Origin of the sequence: Bradyrhizobium sp. BLXBL-03, assembly GCF_051853015.1 — a bacterium.
Classification (GTDB): Bacteria; Pseudomonadota; Alphaproteobacteria; order Rhizobiales; family Xanthobacteraceae; genus Bradyrhizobium; species Bradyrhizobium manausense.
Genome location: NZ_CP182470.1, coordinates 72,053 through 92,295, shown reverse-complemented (window position 1 = coordinate 92,295; position 20,243 = coordinate 72,053). Strand labels below are relative to the sequence as shown.

The following is a 20,243-nucleotide window of genomic DNA, read 5'->3' as shown; positions in this document are numbered from 1 at the left end:
TTCCGCTTTTGCGGTGGATGACACGACGGCTTGCCGGGCAACGGCCCGGCCGCCATATATCCTTTCAGGCGATTCCCAGCGGGATCGCACATCGGAGCAAACCATGAACTGGCTTACCAATGTGGTCCGGCCGAAGATCCGCAACATGCTGCGGCGGGAGACGCCGGAGAATCTCTGGATCAAGTGCCCGGATTCCGGACAGCTCGTGTTCTACAAGGACGTCGAGGCCAACCAGTTCGTCATCCCCGGCTCGAACTATCACATGCGCATGGGCGCGGTGGCGCGGCTGAAGTCGATCTTCGACAACGAGACCTGGTTCGACGTCGCCCTGCCCGAGGTGACGGCCGATCCGCTCAAGTTCCGCGACGAGAAGAAGTATGTCGATCGCATCAAGGATGCGCGGGCGCGCACCAATCTGAACGATGCGATCAAGGTCGGCTACGGCAAGCTCGAAGGTGCCGGCGTCGTCGTCGCCGTGCAGGATTTCGATTTCATGGGCGGCTCGCTGGGCATGGCCGCGGGCGAAGCCATCGTCCGCGGGCTCGAGCTTGCGGTCGAGAAGAAGTCGCCCTTCATCGTCTTCGCCGCATCCGGCGGCGCGCGCATGCAGGAGGGCATCTTGTCTCTGATGCAGATGCCGCGCACCACCGTCGCGGTGCAGATGCTGCGCGAAGCCAAGCTGCCCTACATCGTGGTGCTGACCAATCCGACCACCGGCGGCGTCACTGCGTCCTACGCGATGCTCGGCGACGTCCAGATCGCCGAGCCCGGTGCGCTGATCGGCTTTGCCGGCGCGCGCGTGATCGAGCAGACCATTCGCGAAAAGCTGCCGGAGGGTTTCCAGCGCGCCGAATATCTGAAAGAGCACGGCATGGTCGACATGGTCGTGCATCGCCATGAGCTGCGTCCGACCCTGGCGCGGCTGTGCCGCCTGCTGACCAAGGCGCCCGCGCAGGAGAACGTGTCCAGGCCGACGCAGCCCGTCGCTAGCCCGGCGCAGATCGTATCGGCTGCTGAGACGGCGCCGGCTGCGCCCCACGCGTGAACGCGTCCCCCGACAGCGCAAAGGCCTCGCTCGATGCATTAATCGGGCGGCTGCCGGCCCTGCATGAGAAGCGCATCGATCTCGGGCTCGAGCGGATGCACCGTCTGCTCGAGCGGCTCGATCATCCCGAACGCAAGCTGCCGCCGGTGATCCATGTCGCCGGCACCAACGGCAAAGGCTCGACGGTGGCCTACCTGCGCGCGACGCTGGAGGCAGCCAGCCTGCGCGTCCACGCCTACACCTCGCCCTATCTCGTCCGCATCAACGAATGTTTCCGCCTTGGCCGCCTCGGCGGTGGCGTGCTCGTCACCGACGACGAATTGCTTGCTGCGCTGGAACAGGTCGAGCGCGTCAATGCCGGCGAGCCCGCGACAGTCTTCGAGCTGAAGACCGCGGCGGCATTCCTGCTGTTCGCGCAAAATCCTGCCGATGCGGTGCTGCTCGAAGTCGGCTTGGGCGGCCGGCTCGATTCGACCAACGTGGTCGATACGCCCGCTGCCTGCGTGATCACGCCTGTCAGCATGGACCACATGGATTTCCTCGGGGATACGCTGGCGTCGATCGCCGCCGAGAAGGCCGCCATCATCAAACGCGGCGTGCCGGTGGTTTGCGCCGAGCAGACGGGCGAGGCGATGGCTGTGATCGAGGCGCAGGCCAGGCAGATGCGCGCGCCGCTGTTTGCCGCGAACGAAAGCTGGCACGTCAATGTCGAGCATGGGCGCCTGGTCTATTCCGACGAGCGTGGCCTGATGGATCTGGCCGCGCCGCGCTTGTTCGGCCGTCATCAGTTCGACAATGCCGGCCTTGCCATCGCGACACTGCGCGCGATTTCGATCTTCAAGGTCAACCAGGCGGCATTCGAGGCCGGCATCGTCGCTGCCGAGTGGCCGGCGCGAATGCAGCGGCTCACCTCGGGCGAGTTGCTGGCTCTCGGGCCGCAAGGCGGCGAGATCTGGCTCGACGGCGGCCACAATGCCGACGGCGGCCGCGTCGCCGCCGCCGCGCTCGGCGATCTCGAAGAACGCGTGTCGCGGCCGCTCGTCGTCATCGCGGGCATGATGGCGAACAAGGACGCGAAGGCGTTTCTGGCCAATTTCGCCGGGCTCACCCGTCATATCATCGCGGTGCCGGTCCCTGATACCGAGCATGCGATGCCGGTCGACCATCTTGCGGACGCTGTCCGCAGCCTCGGCATGCGCGTCGAGACCGCCCCCGGCGTCGAGGCCGCCCTGCGTTCCCTGACGAAGCTCGCCTACGAGGTACCGCCGCGCATCCTGATCACGGGCTCGCTCTATCTCGCCGGCCACGTGCTCGGCCTCAACGGCACGCCTCCTGCATGAGAGCCACGTAGCCCGGATCGAGCGAAGCGCAATCCGGGACATTTCGCCAAGCAGTTAGAGTCCCGGATTGCGCTGCGCTTCATCCGGGCTACGGTGACCCACAATGCGTTTTGCCGCGATTGCCGACGTCCACGGAAATTATCTCGCGCTGGAGGCGGTGCTCTCAGACATTCGCGCGCTTGGGATCACCGACATCGTCAATCTCGGCGACATGCTGAGCGGGCCGCTCGATGCTGTCAGGACCATCGAGATCCTGATGGCGATCGATGCCGTGCATGTGGTCGGCAACCACGACCGCTATCTGCTCGACCGGCCCCCGGAGAAGATGGGCTCGTGGGATCGTCCTGCGCATGCGCAGCTCAATGCCGCCCAGCTCGACTGGCTGCGCGCGCAACCGATGACGCGCGTGTTTCGGGATCAGGTTTTCCTCTGCCACGCAACGCCCGAGAACGATGAAATCTATTGGCTCGACACCGTGCACCCTGATGGCACCGTCGCGCTGTCGCCGCTCGATCGCATCGAGCAGTTCGCGCAAGGCATCACGCAATCGCTGATCCTCTGCGCCCACACCCATCTTGCCCGCGCCGTGCGGCTTCGCGATACCAGGCTGATCGTCAACCCCGGCAGCGTCGGCAGCCCCGGCTATCGCGACAAGCACCCGTTCCCGCATGTCGTCGAAGCCGGCACGCCGCACGCGCGCTATGCAATTCTCGAACTCATTGATGGCGCCTGGCAGGTGACGTTCCGCCAGATCGCCTACGACCATGAAGCGATGGCCGCGCTCGCCCGCCGCAACAATCAGCCCGAGTTGGCGAACGCGCTGGCGACGGGGTGGATCACGTAGACGCCCGTAGCCCGGATGGAGCGCAGCGCAATCCGGGGCCGTCATCGTTTGTGGCACAGATCCCGGACTACGCCATCCGGGCTACGATCAAACTCACTCCAGCAGCTTCATCGGATCGGCCGCCTTCTGCTTCAACTGCTCGAAGGTACACTGCCGGGGCGCCTTGTCGGGGCGCCAGCGCAGGATCGAGGTGCCGTGGCGAAAGCGCTCGCCGCTGAAATGGTCGTAGCAGATCTCGATCACCAGCTTCGGCTTGAGCGGGCACCATTTGGCCGAGCGCTCGGTCGACCATCGGCTTGGCCCGCCAGGTGCGTTGCCGGTGAAGCCGGGCTCGCCGATCAGCGCTTCCAGCCGGTCGGTCAGAGCAGGCTTCTCATCAGCCTTGATCGCTGACGTGAAGCCGACATGGTGCAGCAGGCCCTTGTCGTCGTAGAGCCCGAGCAGCAGCGAGCCCACGACCTTCCGGCCCGCGATCTTGTTGGTCGCATAGCGGAAGCCTCCGACCACGCAATCGGCGCTACGAAACTTCTTGATCTTCTGCATGCCGTCGCGATTTCCGGCCTGGTAGGGCAGGTCGATTCGCTTGGCGATCACGCCGTCCGAACCGCCGCCGGATTGCGCCAGCCATTTCTTGGCCGTCGAGTAGCTCATCGTGAAAGGAGAGAGGCGGAAGAGACCGCCTTTCAGGTTGGCCCTCGCAAACGCCTCCAGCGCCGGCCGGCGCTCGGTGAGCGGCGCATCGGCAAGCTCCCTCCTGTTCGCCGTCGCCAGCAGGTCGAACACGAGATACAGCGCCGGTGTTTCCTCCGACAGTTTCTTCACCCGGCTTGCGGCAGGATGAATCCGCTGCAGCAGCGCGTCGAAGGAAAAACCTTTGCCCTGCGGAACGACGATCTCGCCATCGAGCGTGAACCGATCCGCCTTCAGCTTCAGCGCCGTGGCGACGATCTCGGGAAAATAGCGCGCGAGGTCCTCGCCGGATTTCGAGCGCAGGTCAACGGTGCTGCCGTCGCGCGACAGCAGGCAGCGGAAGCCATCCCATTTCGGCTCGTACTGCCACTCCCCGCCGCGCGGGATGGCATCGACCGAACGCGCCTCCATGGCGGCCAGCCGGGCGGGCTTTCGGCGGGTTGCGCGGCGAGGAGAGGGCACGGCGAACGCTCTTTGATTCAGGACATGCGCTTCAACGCCGGGCCCGTAAATTTGCTCCTGCCAGCTGCCTTGACAAGATAATATGTTCGCTTATTATATGCGCGCATATTAAAAGAGAGGCCGCATCGTGAGCGACGAAAACACCTGGCAGACGGAATACGCCATCGAGACCACGGCCTCTCCGGAGGCGATCTGGAGCATCTTTCGCGATGTCGCCGCCTGGAAAAACTGGAACGCGGGCATCGAGCAGATCGCCATCGATGGGCCGTTTGCATCAGGCACCTGGTTCACCATGAAGCCGCCCGGCGAGGAGGCGCTGCGCTCGCAACTGGTCGATGTGCGCGAGAACGTCTGCTTCGTCGATGAAACGCGGCTCGGCGACCTCGCCATCCTTGTCGCCCATCGCATCGAATCGCTTGGACCCGGACGGACGCGTATCGTTTACGCGGTCGACGCCCGCGGGCCGCAGGCTGCCGAAATCGGCCCGGCTGTTTCCGCCGATTTCCCGGAGGTGCTGGCGAGCCTTGCCAAGCTGGCTGAAGCGACACGATGACCAAGCCGCCGCTTCCGACCCGTCTGTCCGGCCCCGCCGAAAGCCCGGGCTTCCTGCTCTGGAAGATATCGAACGCGTGGCAACGCCGGTTGCGGGTGGCGCTTCAGCCTTACGGGCTCACGCATTCCCAATTCGTGCTGCTGGCGACGGCAACCTGGTTTGGCGCCGAGGAAACGCTGACCCAGGCGCGGCTCTCTCAGCTCAGTGGCATCGATCCGATGACCACGTCGCAGGTGTTGCGCGCGCTGGAAGCGGCAGGGTTGATCGAGCGGATCGATCATCCTCAGGACCCGCGCGCCAAGGCGATCACCGTCACCAAGGCGGGCCGCGATCTCGCACGGAAAGCCGTCGTGGCCGTCGAGGACGCCGACGCCGCGTTCTTCAAGCCGCTCGCGTCCGACACCAAGCGGCTGGTTGCGATGTTTCAGTCGCTCGTCGAGGGCAACGAGCGCGTTGATGAGTAGCCCGGATGGAGCGCAGCGCAATCCGGGAAGGTTCGCGTGGGGCACGACCCCGGATTACGCTTTCGCTCCATCCGGGCTACCAGCAAAACAAAACGGCCGGCGTTTCGCCGGCCGTTGTAAAATTCGCTCGTGCTCGCGACGTGGATCAGACCGCGGAGGTGATCCACTGCTGCAGCTTCGCCTTCGGCGCGGCGCCGACCTGGCGGGAGGCCATCTCGCCGCCCTTGAAGATCATCAGGGTCGGGATCGACATCACGCCATATTTCGACGCGGTCTTCGGGCTCTCGTCGACATTGAGCTTCACGATCTTGACCTTGTCGCCCATCGCGCCGGCGATCTCGTCGAGGGCGGGGGCGATCATGCGGCAGGGGCCGCACCACTCGGCCCAGAAATCGACGACGACGGGGCCGTTCGCCTTGAGCACTTCGGCTTCGAAATCGGTGTCAGAAACCTTGCCAACGGCCATTGGAGTACCTCACTCGGTTGAAAGAGAATCGGCGCGACCTGGAATCGCGCCGGAGATCATGGTCCCAACCTATGAACGGCCCCTTGCCGGGTCAAGGACGCTCACGCCGAGATGAAGGGATGCCAGCGCCGCGTCCAGCGCGGGGGCCGAAATCTCCATATATTCAAGGGCCTCGGTCCAGAGCAGCACGGCGCGGACGGGCTTCCGGGGATAAAGCCTGGAAAGCACCGCCCGGTAGAGCGCGAGCTGCCTGACATAGGCGGCGGGCGCCTCGGCCGCGCTGCTGGGCGCCGTCTGGTTGGTCTTGAAATCGACGATCAAAACCTCTGATGCCGTCACCACCAGGCGGTCGATCTGCCCCGATACCAGCGCCGGCGGCCGGCCCGGCCGATCGAGCTTGCCGACGATGGCGACCTCCGCCCGGCTGCCGGCGGCAAAGACCGGCGCAAAGCGCGGCTCGGCGATCAAGGCGAGCACCTTGTCGGCCAGCGCGAAGCGATCGGCCTCGGTCCAATCAGCGGCGTTGCGGGCCATGAAAGCGAGCGCGGCCTCGCGCCGGCGCTCGGTGGCGATATCGGGCAGGGATTGCAGCAGCCGGTGCACCAGCGTGCCGCGCTGCAATGCCAGAGCGCGCGATTGCACGGATTCGCCTGATCGCACGCGGCGGCCGTCCTCGGCCTGCTGGCCGGAGGGGCGCAATGGATCGTCCTCGATCATCTCGCGCGGTGCCGGCGTCCGCAGCCAGTCCGGCAGCGCGATCGTCTGATCGACTGAGTTCGCCGGCGTGCCCAGCGCCGCCACATCCTCGGGGCGGGCGAAGCGGGTCACCTTGCCGAGCGGCGTCTCGATCGTCTGCTTGTCCAGGCCCGAGCCTGACAGACCGGTGTCGACCAGATCGTACCAGCTCAGCTTGCGGACGGTCCTCATGTTGCCGGGCATGCAGCCGCCGACGATCAGGCGGTCGGCGGCGCGCGTCATCGCGACGTAGAGCAGGCGGCGATATTCGTCCTCGGTCTCCTCCAGCATCGCCTTGCGCGCCTCGGCGACAGGTTTTGGATCGTCCGCCTTGCGCCCAGCCCAGACCACGACCTCGCCGCCATTGCCGCGCGGCACGTTGATGAGCCGCACCCGCTGCGAGTCCGCAGGTGACGACGTGGTGTCGACCATGAACACGACCGAGGCCTCGAGGCCCTTGGCGCCGTGCACCGTCATCACCCGGACTTCGTCGCGGGTGATCTCCATGTCGCGCTTCACTTCGGTGTCGGCCGAGCGCAGCCAGGCCATGAAACCCTGCAGCGAGGCAGGTGCCTTGCGCTCGTAATTCAGCGCCAGCTCCAGAAACTCGTCGAGCGCGTCATTGGCTTCGTGACCGAGCCGGCGCAGGATCCGCGCGCGGCCGCCGTCGCCGCCGAGCAGCCAGGCATAGAAGGCAAACGGCGTTTCCTCGCGGGCCCGGATCCCGCAGGCTTCCAGGCGCCGCAACACGGTCGCAAATTTCCCGTTTCCAGCCGCATGCTCGCCGAGGGCGCGGCGCAGCGATCCCTTGCGGTCATGGGCGAGCTGAAACAGATCGTCGTCGTCGAGACCGAACAGCGGGCTCTTGAGCGCCACCGCCAGCGCAAGGTCGTCCTGCGGCAGCAGCAGCGCGTCCGCAAGGTTCATCAGATCGATGATGGCGATGTGCTCGGTCAGCTTGAGCCGGTCGGCGCCGGCGACGGGGACGCCGGCGTGCTTCAGCGCCTGGATCACCGCGTCGAACGCATTGCCGCGCCGTCGCACCAGGATCAGCATGTCGCCATAGCGCAAGGGGCGTCGCTCGCCTTCATGGCCCGTCAGCGTGCCGCTCTCGACCAGCCGCTTGATCTCGGCCTGGATGCGCCGGGCGAGCTTGACCTCGGGACTGGTCACGGCGACGCCATCGAACGGCGCGCGCCATCCCTCGATCTCCTGCCGGTCGTCGGCTTCGGCCAGATCCCAGAGTTCGATCACGCTCGGGCCGGCATCGGCGAGCGCATTGTGCAGGGGATGGCCGATCTCGACCGAATGGATGCTCTTGTAGATCTGGGGATCGCGGAAGACGTGGTCGACCGAATGCAGGATCGCCGCGCCCGAGCGGAACGAATAGGTGAAAGCCACCGGATCGAATTTCAACCCGGCCGCGGTGAATTTGCGGTGCAGCTCGCGCCGGCGCGCATCGAACTCGTGCGGGGCTGCGCCCTGGAACGAGAAGATCGACTGCTTCTCGTCGCCGACCGCGAAGACCGTGCGGTTCAACCCCTCGCGCGCGCCTTCGCCGGCCGTGAATTCCGAGATGATGTGCGCGACGATATCCCATTGCCGCGGGCTGGTATCCTGCGCCTCGTCGATCAGCACATGATCGACGCCGCGGTCGAGCTTGTAGTGCACCCAGCCCGAGGAGATGCGGTCGAGCATCGCCAGCGTCTTGTCGATGAGGTCGTCATAGTCGAGCAGGCCACGTTCCTGCTTCTCGCGGCGGTAGTTCGCGGCGGCTGCGGTCGCGATATGCAGCAGAGCCGCGGTGCGGTCGCGCATGGCGACCGCGCGGCGCTTCTCGATCAATCCGTTCAGGCGGACTGCTTCATTCTCGAACAGGCGCGCGACGGACGGATTGAGTTCGCCGAACTTCTTGGTCAGCACCGCCTTGCGCGGCAGCTTTTCGTCGGTGAGGAAGACGCAGAGATAGGCGTCGACCTGCGACGCGCCTGAAAACGCCTTGGCCTCGCGCAGCCGGCTTGCCTGGTCGTTGTCCGATTTGCTGCCGTCCTCCAGCGCAAACGCAATGTCGTCCCAGCGGGAGCGCGGCAGGTATGGTCCGTCGAGAATTTCATTCTCGACATCCTCGATGCGATCGCTCGCATCCACGCCCAATACGGCCGTCATCTGCGCAGCGGCGGCTTCCGCGTTGCCGGCCCCATCGGTCCAGGCCATGAAATGGTCGCGGCTCAGGCACGCCTCGCGGACGACCTCCTTGAAGGTGACGTCGGCGGCGCTCGCCATCGCCGTCAGCAGCGCGCGGCCGGTGACGCTGTCAGGATCGCGCGCGGCCTCCAGGAGCACCTTCAGATTGGCGCGCTCCATCATGTCGTTCTGGTCGCGGTCATCCATCACGGCGAATCGCGCCGGCACGTTGGCCTCGAACGGAAATTGCTGGAGCAGGCGGGTGCAGAGCGCGTGGATGGTCTGCACCTTCAATCCGCCCGCCGTCTCCAGCGCGCAGGCGAACAGCTTTCGTGCCTCGCGCCGCAGCCTTGCGCTGGGATGCGGGATGCCGATGGCGCGGATCGCAGCGTCGAGCCCGGCATCGTCGAGCGTCACCCAATGTCCCAGCGTGGTGAACACGCGCTCGGCCATATTGGCGGCGGCGGCCTTGGTGAAGGTGATGCAGAGGATCTTTTCCGGCGGCACGCCCGACAGCAAAAGGCGGATCACGCGCTGCACCAGCACATGCGTCTTGCCCGAGCCGGCATTGGCCGACACGAAAGCTGACGCGGTCGGGTCCGACGCACGCGCCTGCCGTGCGCGCACCTCGTCGGGAATCGGGCGCGGAAGCTTCACCATTCCTCGATCCCCAGGCCGCCGGCCGCTGACCATTCCTTGATCCGGGCGAGATCGTCATAGGCGCCGTAGCGGTTGGTCCACATCGGCAGGTTCAGCGAGGTGTAAGGCTGGCTCTCGTCGTCGAAGGCACGGATCAGCGCTTCCAGCTTGGCGCGCGCTTCCGCGGCCGCGGTGTCCGGCGGCTGCGGCTCGTCGCCGGGCTTGTATTTGAGCTCGAGGATGCGTTCCTCGCCCGGCGGGTTGTTGCCGCTGAGGCGGACATAGACGAGCTGGCTCACCGATGCGCCGGCGTCGATGTCGGGGAAACCGCCCTCGCGCAGGATGGCGGCTTCCAGGGTCAGCTGCGGCGACAGGCCCATGCGGACCTGCTTGCCGGTCGGTGGCTGACCGGTCTTGTAATCGAGGATGGCGTAGCCACCGCCCCGGCGCCGCTCGATGCGGTCGGCGCGGGCGGAGAGAATGAAGCTGCGCTGATGATCGAGCCGGATCGAGATCTCGCCGCGGGTCTCGGCCGCGATCGCCTCGATCGCATCGCGCCGCGCCGTCTCCCATTCGCCGAACCATTGCGCGATGCGCTGGAAGCGCGGCCACCACAGCGCGCGCGCCTCGGGCCGCTCCATCAGCAGGGCGAAATGCTTCTCGCCGATCGCGCGCAACACGCGGGCGGGATCGTCGGGCAGATGCCTGGCGTAGGTTTCGGTGAATTCGCCGATGGCATCGTGAATGGCCGAGCCGCGGTCGGCTGCCGACAGCGGCATGTCGATGGGATCGAGCGTGTCGAGCTTCAGGATGTATTTGGCGTAGATCGTGTAGGGATCGCGCAGCCAGTCCTCGATCGCGGTGACCGACATCTTCAGCGGCCGCGTCGCGCGCGGCGGCCGAGGCTCGGGCTGCTTGACCGGCCTGACCTCGGCGGGCTGGTCCAGCGCGCCAGCGAACTGCACGTATTTTTCGCCGGCGCCAACCGCCGCCTTCCAGAGCTCGTCGCCCGCGACCGCCTCCAGCCGGTGCAGGAAGCGCGAAGCCACCGCCGGTGCGCCGCCCGCCTTGGCGGAATGGGTGAGGATTACTTCGTCGCCGCCGAGCAGCTGCGCGAAATCGTGAGCGGAGAGGCCGATACGCCGCTCCGGCAGATCGAGACCGAGCTCGTGCCGCATCGGCCGGCTCAGCCAGGGATCGATCCGCGGCGCCGGCGGCCAGACGCCTTCGATCAAGCCGCCGATGATGATGCGGTCGGCCTGCATCAGGCGCGATTCCAGCGGGCCGTAGATCTGCAGGCGCGCGCCGGGCTTGTCGCGCCGTCGCACCGCGCGATCGCTGAACGCGGTCTGGAACACATCGGCATAGTCGGGCAGCGTCACCATCAATCCGCTGGTGGTGCCGCCGCGCAGGAGATCGTCGAATGCACTGGCGAGCGCAAGGCCCTCGCGCTCCTCGAACGCGAGCGGAACGCCTTGCTCGTCGCGCGACAGCTCGATCAGGATCTCGCGATGGCGATGCGCCAGCTCGGCGAAGTCGAACGGCTTTGATGATGCGAGGCTCTCGATCGGCGCCAACGCTTGTCGGAGCGTGTCGATCAGCGCCTGGATGCGATCGAGATCTTCCGCCTTGAGACGCGCGCGCGGCTCGGCCGCGTGCAGCGCGGAGACGTCATGGCGCCAGAGCTTTGCCAGCTCCTCGCGAAAGCGGTTGAACTCGCGCAGCAGGCCACCCGTGCCCGCCGGCGGGCGCGTGCCGCGCAAAACTGCAAGCTCCAGCCCCTCGATCGCCGCCTTCCATGCGCCGCTCGCGCGGCCGAGCCGGCACAGCGGGTGTTTCAGCATCGCCAGCAGCGTCGGCGGCTCCAATCCCCTGGTCGCGGCCTCCGCCACAAGGCGCGCGAAGACGCCGGCTGCGGTCTCCATCAGCACGTCGCCGCCGGAATCATCGAAGGCGAGGTCCCAACGGGTCAGCGCCGCCATCACGCGCCGCGCCAGCGCGCGATCCGGCGTCACCAGTGCCGCCGATTTATCGAGATGCCGCGCCTCGCGCATCGCGATCGCGATGGCAAGCGCTTCCATCTCCGGATTGGGCGCCGCGACGACGGCGAGGTTCTTCATGCCGCCAGCGATCTTCGCGGCGACGTCAGGCTGCTTCAGCCGGTCGTGCCAGACCTCCGTCTTGGCGGATGGCCGCATCGATTCCGAGGCGAGCAAGTCACGGCCGCTTTGCGCCGGCGGCTGCAGGATCTCGACATCGCTGCGCTTGATGCCGAAGCGCTGGAGCAGCGCATGCAACGCATATTGCGGATGGTTCGAGGTGGGAGTCTCGGTGATGCCCAGCAGGTCCCTGCTGCCGCCGATGCCGCGCCAGGCTTCCTCATCGAGATCGGTGTCGAGCCCCGGCAGCACCACGGCGCCATGGGGCAGCGAAGCGACGGCATGGAGGAATTTCGCTGTGGCCGGCATCGAGCCGGTCGAGCCTGCTGCGATCACGGGACCACGGGGATGCGCGGTCAGCCGCCTGGCTTCGGCCGCGATCAAGAGATCGCGCCGCGCGGCGGGCTCGATGCGGTTGATCTCGGCGAGATGTTGCGGCCAGGCGACGCGTGCGATGCGCAGGAAATCGAGCGAATGCTGCCAATAGCGATCGAGCATGTCAGGCACGAGACCGTCGAGCGCGCTCCAGTCGACGCCGCGCGTCACCATGTCGTCGATCAGCCGCGCGAGGTCGCCGGCCAGCGCCAGGGTGGAAGCGGGGCCGCCGACCACCAGCGGCGCCAGCACCGGGCCCTTGGCCCAGGCGGCGACCAGCTGCGCCAGGGTCAGCCGCCGCTCGAGCTCGCCGAGCCGCGGCGGAATCTCGAGCGGCGTCGTGCCGGAAAACTGCTCGGCTTCGTCAGCGAAAGCGAGCTCGTCCTCGTCGATGTCGCCGAGCGCGACGATCCGCGGCAGCACCACGGCGTCGGCCTTCATCTCGTCGAGAAAGATCTCGCGGACCACGCGCATGGCGCGCCGCGTCGGCAGATAGAGCGTGGCGTCCGCCAGCCGCGCCGGTTCCTGGCGCGCCTCGAATCGCTCGACCAGCCGGCCGTCGAGCAGGGCAGAGACGATGGTGCGCAGGAACGGAACTGAGAGGGGGACGCTGAAAACGCGCATGAGCTGCCTGATTCGAACGATCAGGCAATATAAGGAGGCGGACTCGAATGGTCATGTGTGGGGGCGAAATCGTCCCCGCTGTTTGTGCACCAGGAACAGGTCTCGTAGGGTGGGCAAAGCGGAGCGTGCCCACGTATTCTCGCAATCGAGAGAGATGGTGGGCATGGCGCAAGGGCGCCTTTGCCCACCCCACGGCACCATGCCTGGAGTGGCCCCTACGCCACGCTCTCCAGAAACGCCTCTTCCGCGGCGTGCACCGCATCGGGCGTGCCGACATGCATCCAGACGCCGTCGAGGCGCAGGCCGAACAGGCGCTCCTGCTCACCCGCGCGGTCGAACATCCTTGTCAGCGAGAACTCGCCCTGCGGCGCGCCTTCGAAGATCTTCGGCGACAGGATCGCCGCGCCCGCATAGACGAACGGGACGATCTCCTTTTCCTTGCGCTTGCGTAAGGCTCCGTCGGGCAGCATGCCGTAATCGCCGCGGCCGCTATAGCCGATGCTGGTTGCGGTCGGCGCCATCAGCAGCAGGATGTCCATGCTTGCCGGGTCGAAGTTTTCCGCGAGCCGCGTCAAATTGGAGCGCACGCCGTCGATCCACAGCGTGTCGGAATTGACGTGGAAGAACGGCGCATCGCCGAGCAACGGCAGCGCCTTGACCACGCCGCCGCCGGTGCCGAGCACCTGGTCGCGCTCGTCCGAGATGGTCACGCGCGGATGCTGGCGTGCCCTGGTGTGCTCGATGATCTGGTCGGGCAGGTAGTGCACGTTGACGACCGCGTCGGTGACGCCGGCCTGGGCAAGCTTGTCGAGCACGTGGTCGAGCAGCGGCTGGCCGGCCACCGGCACCATCGGCTTTGGCATCGTGTCCGTCAGTGGACGCATGCGCAGGCCGAACCCCGCGGCGAGCACCATGGCTTTGGTCGGTTTGACGGACATGCCTGACTTTCTCGAACCTCAAATTCGCGTTTGCAGCAAACCTAGCACGGACCTGACACGGCCGCACCGCATCTCAACGGCCTTAGCCGGCCGCCGTGACGGTTGTGCGACGTGTGTTGCCGTCACGCCCCGACGGCTGTGGAACGCGCCTTTTTCCTCTTGTCGCCGACTTTCAGGAAAGTGACGCCGATCTGGTCGCCATTCACCCAGGCCAGTTCGCAGCGCCGGTACGCAAGTCCGGTCGACGACAGCAGCAGAAAGAATTCCTTCAGATGCAGGCCTTCGACCGAGCCGTCGATGGTCAGCTTGGCGCCGCTGTCGGAGACGTCCTCCATGATGCATTCACGCCGCCAGGTGCCGTCAATGCCCATCATCTGGGCCGAAATCCCGCGTTCGAAAACAACCCTGTTGTTCCCGCGATGATCCGCCTTGACCGCCATCTGCCTCAAGCTCCAGCCCCGTATTTGTCCGGCTGCCCGCGGGGCGATGATACCGGCGTGATGGCTAACAGCCGGTAAACCGGTTCCGGCTCAGGCTTCAGGCGGCCGTTGCGGCGGCGGGACGTTGGCGAGATACCAGTCGCGCAGATGCTCCAGCGCGGGATGCGCCAGCGAGCGCTGCAGATAGGTCCAGATCCGCGGCTGGTGGCGCAGATAATGCGGCTTGCCGTCGCGGCGGTTGAGCCGGGCGAAGGTGCCGAGCAGGCGTGTGTTGCGCTGCGCCGACATGATCGCATAGAGCTCGGCAAAGCTGGCGGCATCGAAGCTCGCATCATCCTTGCGGCGCGCCTTGATGTAGCGCGACAGCAGCGTCAGCTCGAGGCTCTCGGGCACGTCGATGCGGGCGTCCTGAAGCAGCGACACCACGTCATAGGCGTGCGGCCCGAGCACGGTGTCCTGGAAGTCGATCACGCCGACGCGCGCCATGCCGGCACGGTCCGCCAGCCAGATCAGATTGGGCGAGTGGTAGTCGCGGATGATCCAGGTCTTTGGCGCGGCCATCGGCTTCTTCAGGAGCTCGCGCCACATCGCAAAGAATTCGGCGCGCTTCTCACGGCTCAGCGGCGCGTTGCGATCGGGCAGATACCATTCCGGCATCAAGCCGATCTCGATCAGCAGCGCGTCGGTGTCCCAGGCGGGAATGGTATAAGTCTGCCCGTCCAGCGGCAGCGTCTCCGGCATCCTCTCGCCGTGGAGCACGGCCAGCACATCGGTCGCGGCTTCATAGCGTTCGGCAATCGGCCGCGGCGGATTGCCTTCGATCACGCCTTCGCTGCCGAAATCCTCCGAGATCAGAAAGCCGTGCTCGAGATCGCAATGGTGGATTTTCGGCGCCGAGATACCTGCCGCGCGCAGGCCTTCGTCGATGGCGACGAACGGCTTGATGTTCTCGGCCAGATGCACCGCGGCGCTGTAGGATTTTCCGTTGTAGATCGCGGCACCATCGGGGCGCTGCGGGGAGTTCATCAGGATGACGGCGCGATCGCCGCGGATCAGGCGCGCATAGGAGCGGGTCGAGGCGTCGCCCGGCATGCGCTTGCGCGTCGCGGCGAGATAGCCTGAGGCATCGAGGAATTCGCGCAGCGTCTTCAGTCGCGCAACAATGGCTGCGCTCTTGCCATGGCCGGTGATGTCGGCGGCCCGCGCAGTCGAGCCCAGCGCCGGGCGATGCGTCAGCGCGATGTCGATGCGGTCTTCAGGCATCGCCGATGGCGCACGCTCGGGCCATTCGATCAGCACCAGCGTCGCATCGGGGAGCGGCGACAGCCCGATCTCCTCGAGCTCGCTCTCGTCCTCGACGCGGTAGAGGTCGGCATGCATCACGGCAAAGGCCGGCAGCTCGTAACCCTGCACCAGCGTGAAGGTCGGGCTCGGCACTTCCAGCTCGTCGTCGGCGGCGAGGTAACGGATCAGGCCGCGGGCCGCGGCCGTCTTGCCGGCGCCGAGATCGCCTGTCAGCGTGATGGTGTCGCCGGGTCCGACCAGCAGCGCGAGGTCGGCCATCAATTGCGCGGTCGCCGTCTCGTTGTGGAGCGCGACGGAGAGTTTGGTGGGTTCGCTCATTCGGCGGCGTCGCGATGCGCCGCCTGGTCGGTCGGGAAGTCGCAAGTGACGACCGTGCCCTTGCCGACGGCCGAATCCACCTGCACCTTGCCGCCATGCAGCTCGACGAAGGAGCGCACCAGCGACAGGCCGAGCCCGGCGCCGCGATGACGCGAGCCCTGCGAGCGGCTTTCGAACCAGTTGAACACCCTGTCCTTCATGTCGGCGGGTATTCCAGGTCCGGAATCTGTCACAATGAAGACGACGCTGCGCTCGGTGCGTCGCGCGCTGATCCCGACGGTGGAATCCTGCGGCGAGAAGCCGACGGCGTTGGCGAGGAGGTTATAGAGCACCTGCACCACGCGCTTCTCGTCGCCGATGAAGCTGCCGACATCGGGCGCGATCTCGACCTTGAGGCGGATGCGGTCGGTGGCGAGCCGGTCCTGGATACCCTCGGCGGCCAGCTCGATGGTCTTGCTGACGTCGACCGGGCCAAGCTCCAGCTTCATGGCGCCGGCGTCGATGGTGGCGAGATCGAGAATGTTGTTGGTCAGCGCCAGCAGCGCATTGGTCGATTTGGTGACGTAGTCGAGATATTCGGCCTGCTTCGGCGTCAGCGGCCCGGTCGAGGGATCGCTGAGGAAATGCGCGAAGCCGATGATGGTGGTGAGGGGGGAGCGCAGCTCGTAGGAGACGTGGTGGACGAAATCCACCTTCATCTGGTCGGCGGCCTCCAGCGCCTCGTTGCGCTCGCGCAGTGCGCGCTCGACATTCTCGGTGTCGGTGATGTCGAGGAAGGTCAGCATGGTCGCGCCGTCATGCAGCGGACGGATCATGCCGTCGAGCACGCTGCCGTCCTTGCGCTCCAGCTTGATCGGGACGTCGACGCGGTTCTCGATCGAGGTGATGGCCTCGCGGATCTGCCGCCACACCACGGGGTCGTCGAACAGCTGATGGCACCAGCCCTCGACGGTCTGGATATGCGGCTCCTCGCGCATGGCATCGTTGGAGAGCTTCCACATCCGCAGGAAAGCCGGATTGAACAGCTGCGCCTTGCCGTTGCTGCCGAACACGGCGACGCCCTCGGCGAGGCTGTCCAGCGTCTCGCGCTGCACCCGGATCATGCCGTCGAAGCGGCGGGCGAGCTCGAGGCTTTCGGTGACGTCGTCGAACAGATAGGTGACGCCGCCTTCGGGGTTCGGCGTGGTGACGACCGAGAGCGCGCGGCCGTCGGGCAGGTACCAGGTGTCCTTCGCGGTCTCGACCGCGCGATAGGCCTCGTGCAGCTTGGCCTTCCAGGCGCGGAAGTCAGGCTGCTCCTGCAATTTGCGCGCGGCGCGGAGCTGGTCGAGCACGCTGGAATCATCGGGGTGGGCGTCGAGGAAATTGCGGTCGAGGTCCCACAGCCGCCGGTAGGAATCGTTGTAGAAGGCAAGGCGCCGCTGGCCGTCGAACACGGCAACGCCTGACGAGAGCTGGTCGAGCGTGCGGCGATGCGCCTCCGCCATCCGCACCAGCGCGGCGCTCAGGGCATCGGCTTCGCTCGCATCGATCGCGACACCGACACTGCCCTGGCCGACATTGACGGAGCGCACGTCGTACATGCGCCGCTCGCCGCCGATCACGATCGGCAGCCGCGAGGTGAACTGGGCGCTGTCCTTCAGGCTGCGCTCCATGGCGGTGCGGTCGGCGCTGTCGAGCAGCTCGAGCTTGCGGTGCTGGGCGTCCGCGATGCTGGTCGCTTCCGTCGCGCGCACATAGGCCGGGTTGGCGAAGGTCAACGCGCCGTTCTCGCCTTTGGCCCAGATCGGCCATGGCGCGGCGGCGGCGAAGCCGCGCAGCATCTCGGTCTCGTCCGAAAGCGCCTGGTAGCGCAGATGGGTCTCGGCGAGATCGCGCCGCAGGCCGGAGAGCTCGCGAATCCGGACGATGGCCTGGCCGCCGATGGCGCGGCCGATCGCTTCCAGCGTGCGGCCGTTGGCGGTGGTCAGCGTCAGCTGGAAGCCGTCGCCGCGTTCGCGCAAGCCGTCGACGGCGTGATCCATTTGCAGCGCCGGGTCCGGCGGCAGCCAGGTTCCAAAGGCGAGCACGCGCTGCGGCGACGAATCGCGCGGCAGCACCATGGAGATGTCGCCCGAGATCTGCGCGCGATCATCGCCGGCCGGCCACGAGATCAGGATCTGCGGCTCGGCGAACAGCAGCGCGCCGAAGCGGTCGGTCTGCAACTGAAGTTCCCGGATCCGTTCAAGCAGCGCCGCCTCGTTCTTGGCGGTGCGCACGCGGGTCCGCATCAAGAGGATCGCGGCCATGACCGAGAAGCCGAGCAGAGCCAGCGCGGTGGCCAGCACCGCGAGTTCCTGCCGGTTGAAATCCAGCAATATCGAGAGTGTGTCGACAAGGTCGGCGGCATCAGCCGGCTCAGCCGGCAGCAGCGCTGCGAGAGCGCCTCCCAACAGGCTGTTACGCACCAGCGAAGTGCATGACAGCAGCGTCCGACGCATCGACACGATCACGCCTGACATAGTTGCCCCAAGACCGCACGAATTGACCTCGCGGCGACCCCCGTCGCGCGCGAATCAAACGACAATACCCCCACCGCGACTCCACCGGTAAGAGTCCAGACCGTGAACGCAAACGCAGCCCCAAAAAAATGCGGGGCGTGGAGTTCCAGCCTCACGTAGATCTGCGGGTGATTCGGCTGGAGTTGTCGTGTGTTGGCGGCCAGATGAGATTGTTGCCCCGACTACCGCCCCGTCGAGCCAAACCCGCCGGCGCCGCGATCGGTCGGCGACAGCGTCGCAACCGGAACCAGCGCGGCCTGCACCACCGGCGCGATCACCATCTGTGCGATGCGCTCGCCGCGCTTGATCACGAATGGTGCCGGGCCGTGGTTGATCAGGATCACCTTGATCTCACCGCGATAGTCGGCATCGACAGTGCCGGGCGAATTCAGCACGGTGACGCCGTGCTTGGCCGCAAGGCCGGAGCGCGGCCGCACCTGCGCCTCGTGCCCAGGCGGCAGGGCAATCGCAAGGCCCGTCGGCACCAGCGCATATTGGCCCGGCGTGAGCGTCATCGGCTCGCCCTCCGCCACCGCCGCCATCAGATCGAGGCCGGCGGCCTCCGCGCTCTGGTAGGCCGGCAGCGCCAGACCGTCCGCGTGGGGCAGGCGCTGCAGTTCGACCGTGACTTTGCTGCTCAAGATGCCGGCTCCAGTGATTTGTCGGTCACGCTTTTGACGATATGCGCGACCAGTTCGGTAGCGACCTGTTCCTTGGTCATGACAGGCCAGGAATCAACTGTGATCTCGCCGTTATCAGCAGCATTCTTGCTGATCAGGTGCACGGTGTTGCGGTCGCCGCCCATCACGCCTGATGAGGGCGAGACGTCGTTGGCGACGATCCAGTCGCAGCCCTTGCGCGCGAGTTTTGACTTCGCGTTGTCGATGAGATGCTCGGTCTCGGCGGCGAAGCCGATCACCAGCGGCGGGCGCTTGTCGGTCAGTTTCGAGATGGTGGCGAGGATGTCGGGATTCTCGACCAGCTGCAGCGGCGGCATGCCGGCCGAAGTCTTCTTCAGCTTCTGCTCGCCTTCGACGGCAACACGCCAGTCGGCGACGGCGGCGGCGAAGATCGCGATGTCGGCAGGAAGCGCCGCCTGCACCTGCTCCAGCATCTGCCGCGCCGATTCCACATGCTTGACGGTGACGCCGGCGGGATCGTCGAGATCGACCGGACCGCTCACCAGGACCACCTCGGCGCCCGCGGCCTGCGCCGCGGCGGCGATGGCAAATCCCTGCTTGCCGGAAGAGCGATTGGCAATATAGCGCACCGGATCGATCGGCTCATGCGTGGGCCCTGCGGTGATCAGTACGCGCTTGCCCGCGAGCGGCCGCGGCACCGGCGGCCGCAGCAATTTCTCCGCGGCATTGGCGATCTCGATCGCCTCGGACATGCGCCCCATTCCGGCTTCACCAGCTTCCGCCATCTCGCCGGAATTGGGGCCGATCAGCAGCACGCCGTCACGCTGCAGCTGCGCGACGTTGCGGCGGGTCGCGGCGTTGCTCCACATCAGTGGATTCATCGCCGGCGCCAGCAGGATCTTTCTTGAGGTCGCGAGCAGGATGGCGCTGGCGAGATCGTCGGCATGGCCGTTCGCCATCTTTGCCATCAGGTCGGCGGTAGCAGGCGCCACCACGATCAGATCGCAGTCGCGGGCGAGGCGGATATGACCGGCGTCGAACTCGCTCTGGGGATCGAACAAATCATTGTAGACGCGCTCATGGGAGAGCGCGCTGACCGAGAGCGGGGTGACGAATTGCTCGGCGGCCTTGGTCAGCACGCAGCGGACCTCGATGCGCCGCTCCTTCAGCCGGCGGATCAGGTCGAGCGACTTGTAGGCCGCGATGCCGCCGCCGATGATCAGGGTGACGCTGGCCTCAGGGACGGCACTGGAGCGCTGGGGCGCCGGCGCCGGGGATGCCTCGGGCGGCGCCGAGAACGGCGTCAGCGGCTCCTCGCGGCCCTCGATCAGCTCCCGCAGGATGACCCGGACCTCCTCCTCGACCGAGCGGTGGTTCCTGGCCGAGCGCAGCCGCAAATAGGCTTTGACGGTGTCGTCGAGCTTACGGATGGTCAGGCTTGCCATGACGCTCTCCAGCACGGAATGATAGCGATGCTATCA

General features: G+C 66.5%; 15 protein-coding genes. 5 read left to right on the top strand and 10 right to left on the bottom strand.

Features of this window, described 5'->3' with window-relative positions:
* Nucleotides 1–103: 103 nt before the first annotated feature.
* The 3 genes from accD to ACNJX9_RS00370 all read left to right on the top strand — a co-directional run bounded on the left by accD (nucleotide 104) and on the right by ACNJX9_RS00370 (nucleotide 3,229).
* Entirely contained in the window at nucleotides 104–1,045 is a 942-nt protein-coding gene (accD, locus tag ACNJX9_RS00380) for an acetyl-CoA carboxylase, carboxyltransferase subunit beta (RefSeq protein WP_439407495.1), read from the top strand.
* Complete coding sequence (locus ACNJX9_RS00375) at nucleotides 1,042–2,385, top strand: bifunctional folylpolyglutamate synthase/dihydrofolate synthase (RefSeq protein WP_439407494.1); 1,344 nt, start codon at nucleotides 1,042–1,044, stop codon at nucleotides 2,383–2,385. Before accD ends, ACNJX9_RS00375 begins: the two co-directional genes overlap by 4 nt.
* Before the next feature lie 103 nt (nucleotides 2,386–2,488).
* Complete coding sequence (locus ACNJX9_RS00370; RefSeq protein ID WP_439407493.1) at nucleotides 2,489–3,229, top strand: metallophosphoesterase family protein; 741 nt, start codon at nucleotides 2,489–2,491, stop codon at nucleotides 3,227–3,229.
* A 93-nt stretch (nucleotides 3,230–3,322) separates the two neighbouring features.
* Here ACNJX9_RS00370 and ACNJX9_RS00365 read toward each other — a convergent pair whose 3' ends face one another.
* Entirely contained in the window at nucleotides 3,323–4,330 is a 1,008-nt protein-coding gene (locus ACNJX9_RS00365) for an ATP-dependent DNA ligase (RefSeq protein WP_439410229.1), read from the bottom strand.
* 178 nt (nucleotides 4,331–4,508) lie between these two features.
* Between ACNJX9_RS00365 and ACNJX9_RS00360 the strand changes: the two genes are divergently transcribed.
* Both ACNJX9_RS00360 and ACNJX9_RS00355 read left to right on the top strand, forming a co-directional pair.
* Nucleotides 4,509–4,934 carry an SRPBCC family protein gene (locus ACNJX9_RS00360; RefSeq protein WP_439407492.1) on the top strand — a complete coding sequence of 142 codons (426 nt, stop codon included), beginning with the start codon at nucleotides 4,509–4,511 and terminating at the stop codon, nucleotides 4,932–4,934.
* Nucleotides 4,931–5,398 carry a MarR family winged helix-turn-helix transcriptional regulator gene (locus ACNJX9_RS00355; protein ID WP_057752305.1) on the top strand — a complete coding sequence of 156 codons (468 nt, stop codon included), beginning with the start codon at nucleotides 4,931–4,933 and terminating at the stop codon, nucleotides 5,396–5,398. The genes ACNJX9_RS00360 and ACNJX9_RS00355 overlap by 4 nt, the downstream gene beginning before the upstream one ends.
* Before the next feature lie 145 nt (nucleotides 5,399–5,543).
* On the opposite strand, the gene trxA is transcribed toward ACNJX9_RS00355, so the two are convergent.
* The 9 genes from trxA to coaBC all read right to left on the bottom strand — a co-directional run bounded on the left by trxA (nucleotide 5,544) and on the right by coaBC (nucleotide 20,207).
* Nucleotides 5,544–5,864: a thioredoxin gene (trxA, locus tag ACNJX9_RS00350; protein WP_007598398.1), complete on the bottom strand. Its 321-nt coding sequence runs from the start codon at nucleotides 5,862–5,864 to the stop codon at nucleotides 5,544–5,546.
* Between the two features lie 69 nt (nucleotides 5,865–5,933).
* Entirely contained in the window at nucleotides 5,934–9,443 is a 3,510-nt protein-coding gene (gene addA, locus ACNJX9_RS00345; protein WP_439407491.1) for a double-strand break repair helicase AddA, read from the bottom strand.
* A complete protein-coding gene (gene addB / locus ACNJX9_RS00340; protein WP_439407490.1) occupies nucleotides 9,437–12,580 on the bottom strand; it encodes a double-strand break repair protein AddB in 3,144 nt (1,047 codons plus the stop codon). Before addB ends, addA begins: the two co-directional genes overlap by 7 nt.
* A gap of 215 nt (nucleotides 12,581–12,795) precedes the next feature.
* Nucleotides 12,796–13,518, bottom strand: coding sequence for a nucleotidyltransferase family protein (locus ACNJX9_RS00335; protein ID WP_439407489.1), 723 nt, complete (start codon nucleotides 13,516–13,518; stop codon nucleotides 12,796–12,798).
* 122 nt (nucleotides 13,519–13,640) lie between these two features.
* On the bottom strand, nucleotides 13,641–13,958 hold the full coding sequence (locus ACNJX9_RS00330) for a PilZ domain-containing protein (RefSeq protein ID WP_057752314.1): 318 nt from the start codon (nucleotides 13,956–13,958) through the stop codon (nucleotides 13,641–13,643).
* A gap of 90 nt (nucleotides 13,959–14,048) precedes the next feature.
* Nucleotides 14,049–15,581, bottom strand: coding sequence for a tRNA (adenosine(37)-N6)-threonylcarbamoyltransferase complex ATPase subunit type 1 TsaE (gene tsaE / locus ACNJX9_RS00325; RefSeq protein ID WP_439407488.1), 1,533 nt, complete (start codon nucleotides 15,579–15,581; stop codon nucleotides 14,049–14,051).
* The gene (locus ACNJX9_RS00320) at nucleotides 15,578–18,082 is read right to left on the bottom strand and encodes an ATP-binding protein (protein WP_439407487.1); all 2,505 of its coding nucleotides are present in this window, start codon (nucleotides 18,080–18,082) and stop codon (nucleotides 15,578–15,580) included. The genes tsaE and ACNJX9_RS00320 overlap by 4 nt, the downstream gene beginning before the upstream one ends.
* Before the next feature lie 221 nt (nucleotides 18,083–18,303).
* Nucleotides 18,304–18,762, bottom strand: a complete 459-nt coding sequence (gene dut, locus ACNJX9_RS00315; protein ID WP_057752323.1) for a dUTP diphosphatase — start codon at nucleotides 18,760–18,762, stop codon at nucleotides 18,304–18,306.
* Nucleotides 18,759–20,207 (bottom strand): bifunctional phosphopantothenoylcysteine decarboxylase/phosphopantothenate--cysteine ligase CoaBC, encoded by a 1,449-nt coding sequence (gene coaBC, locus ACNJX9_RS00310; RefSeq protein ID WP_439407486.1) that lies wholly within the window; start codon nucleotides 20,205–20,207, stop codon nucleotides 18,759–18,761. The genes dut and coaBC overlap by 4 nt, the downstream gene beginning before the upstream one ends.
* Nucleotides 20,208–20,243 lie beyond the last annotated feature (36 nt).

Excerpts from the sequence above, each read along its gene's own strand:
- trxA (WP_007598398.1), bottom strand. The coding sequence starts at position 5,864 with ATGGCCGTTGGCAAGGTTTCTGACACCGATTTCGAAGCCGAAGTGCTC.
- addB (WP_439407490.1), bottom strand. The coding sequence starts at position 12,580 with ATGCGCGTTTTCAGCGTCCCCCTCTCAGTTCCGTTCCTGCGCACCATC.
- ACNJX9_RS00320 (WP_439407487.1), bottom strand. The coding sequence starts at position 18,082 with ATGTCAGGCGTGATCGTGTCGATGCGTCGGACGCTGCTGTCATGCACT.
- coaBC (WP_439407486.1), bottom strand. The coding sequence starts at position 20,207 with ATGGCAAGCCTGACCATCCGTAAGCTCGACGACACCGTCAAAGCCTAT.
- addA (WP_439407491.1), bottom strand. The coding sequence starts at position 9,443 with ATGGTGAAGCTTCCGCGCCCGATTCCCGACGAGGTGCGCGCACGGCAG.
- ACNJX9_RS00355 (WP_057752305.1), top strand. The coding sequence starts at position 4,931 with ATGACCAAGCCGCCGCTTCCGACCCGTCTGTCCGGCCCCGCCGAAAGC.
- ACNJX9_RS00335 (WP_439407489.1), bottom strand. The coding sequence starts at position 13,518 with ATGTCCGTCAAACCGACCAAAGCCATGGTGCTCGCCGCGGGGTTCGGC.
- accD (WP_439407495.1), top strand. The coding sequence starts at position 104 with ATGAACTGGCTTACCAATGTGGTCCGGCCGAAGATCCGCAACATGCTG.
- ACNJX9_RS00365 (WP_439410229.1), bottom strand. The coding sequence starts at position 4,330 with ATGGAGGCGCGTTCGGTCGATGCCATCCCGCGCGGCGGGGAGTGGCAG.
- ACNJX9_RS00330 (WP_057752314.1), bottom strand. The coding sequence starts at position 13,958 with ATGGCGGTCAAGGCGGATCATCGCGGGAACAACAGGGTTGTTTTCGAA.
- tsaE (WP_439407488.1), bottom strand. The coding sequence starts at position 15,581 with ATGAGCGAACCCACCAAACTCTCCGTCGCGCTCCACAACGAGACGGCG.
- ACNJX9_RS00370 (WP_439407493.1), top strand. The coding sequence starts at position 2,489 with ATGCGTTTTGCCGCGATTGCCGACGTCCACGGAAATTATCTCGCGCTG.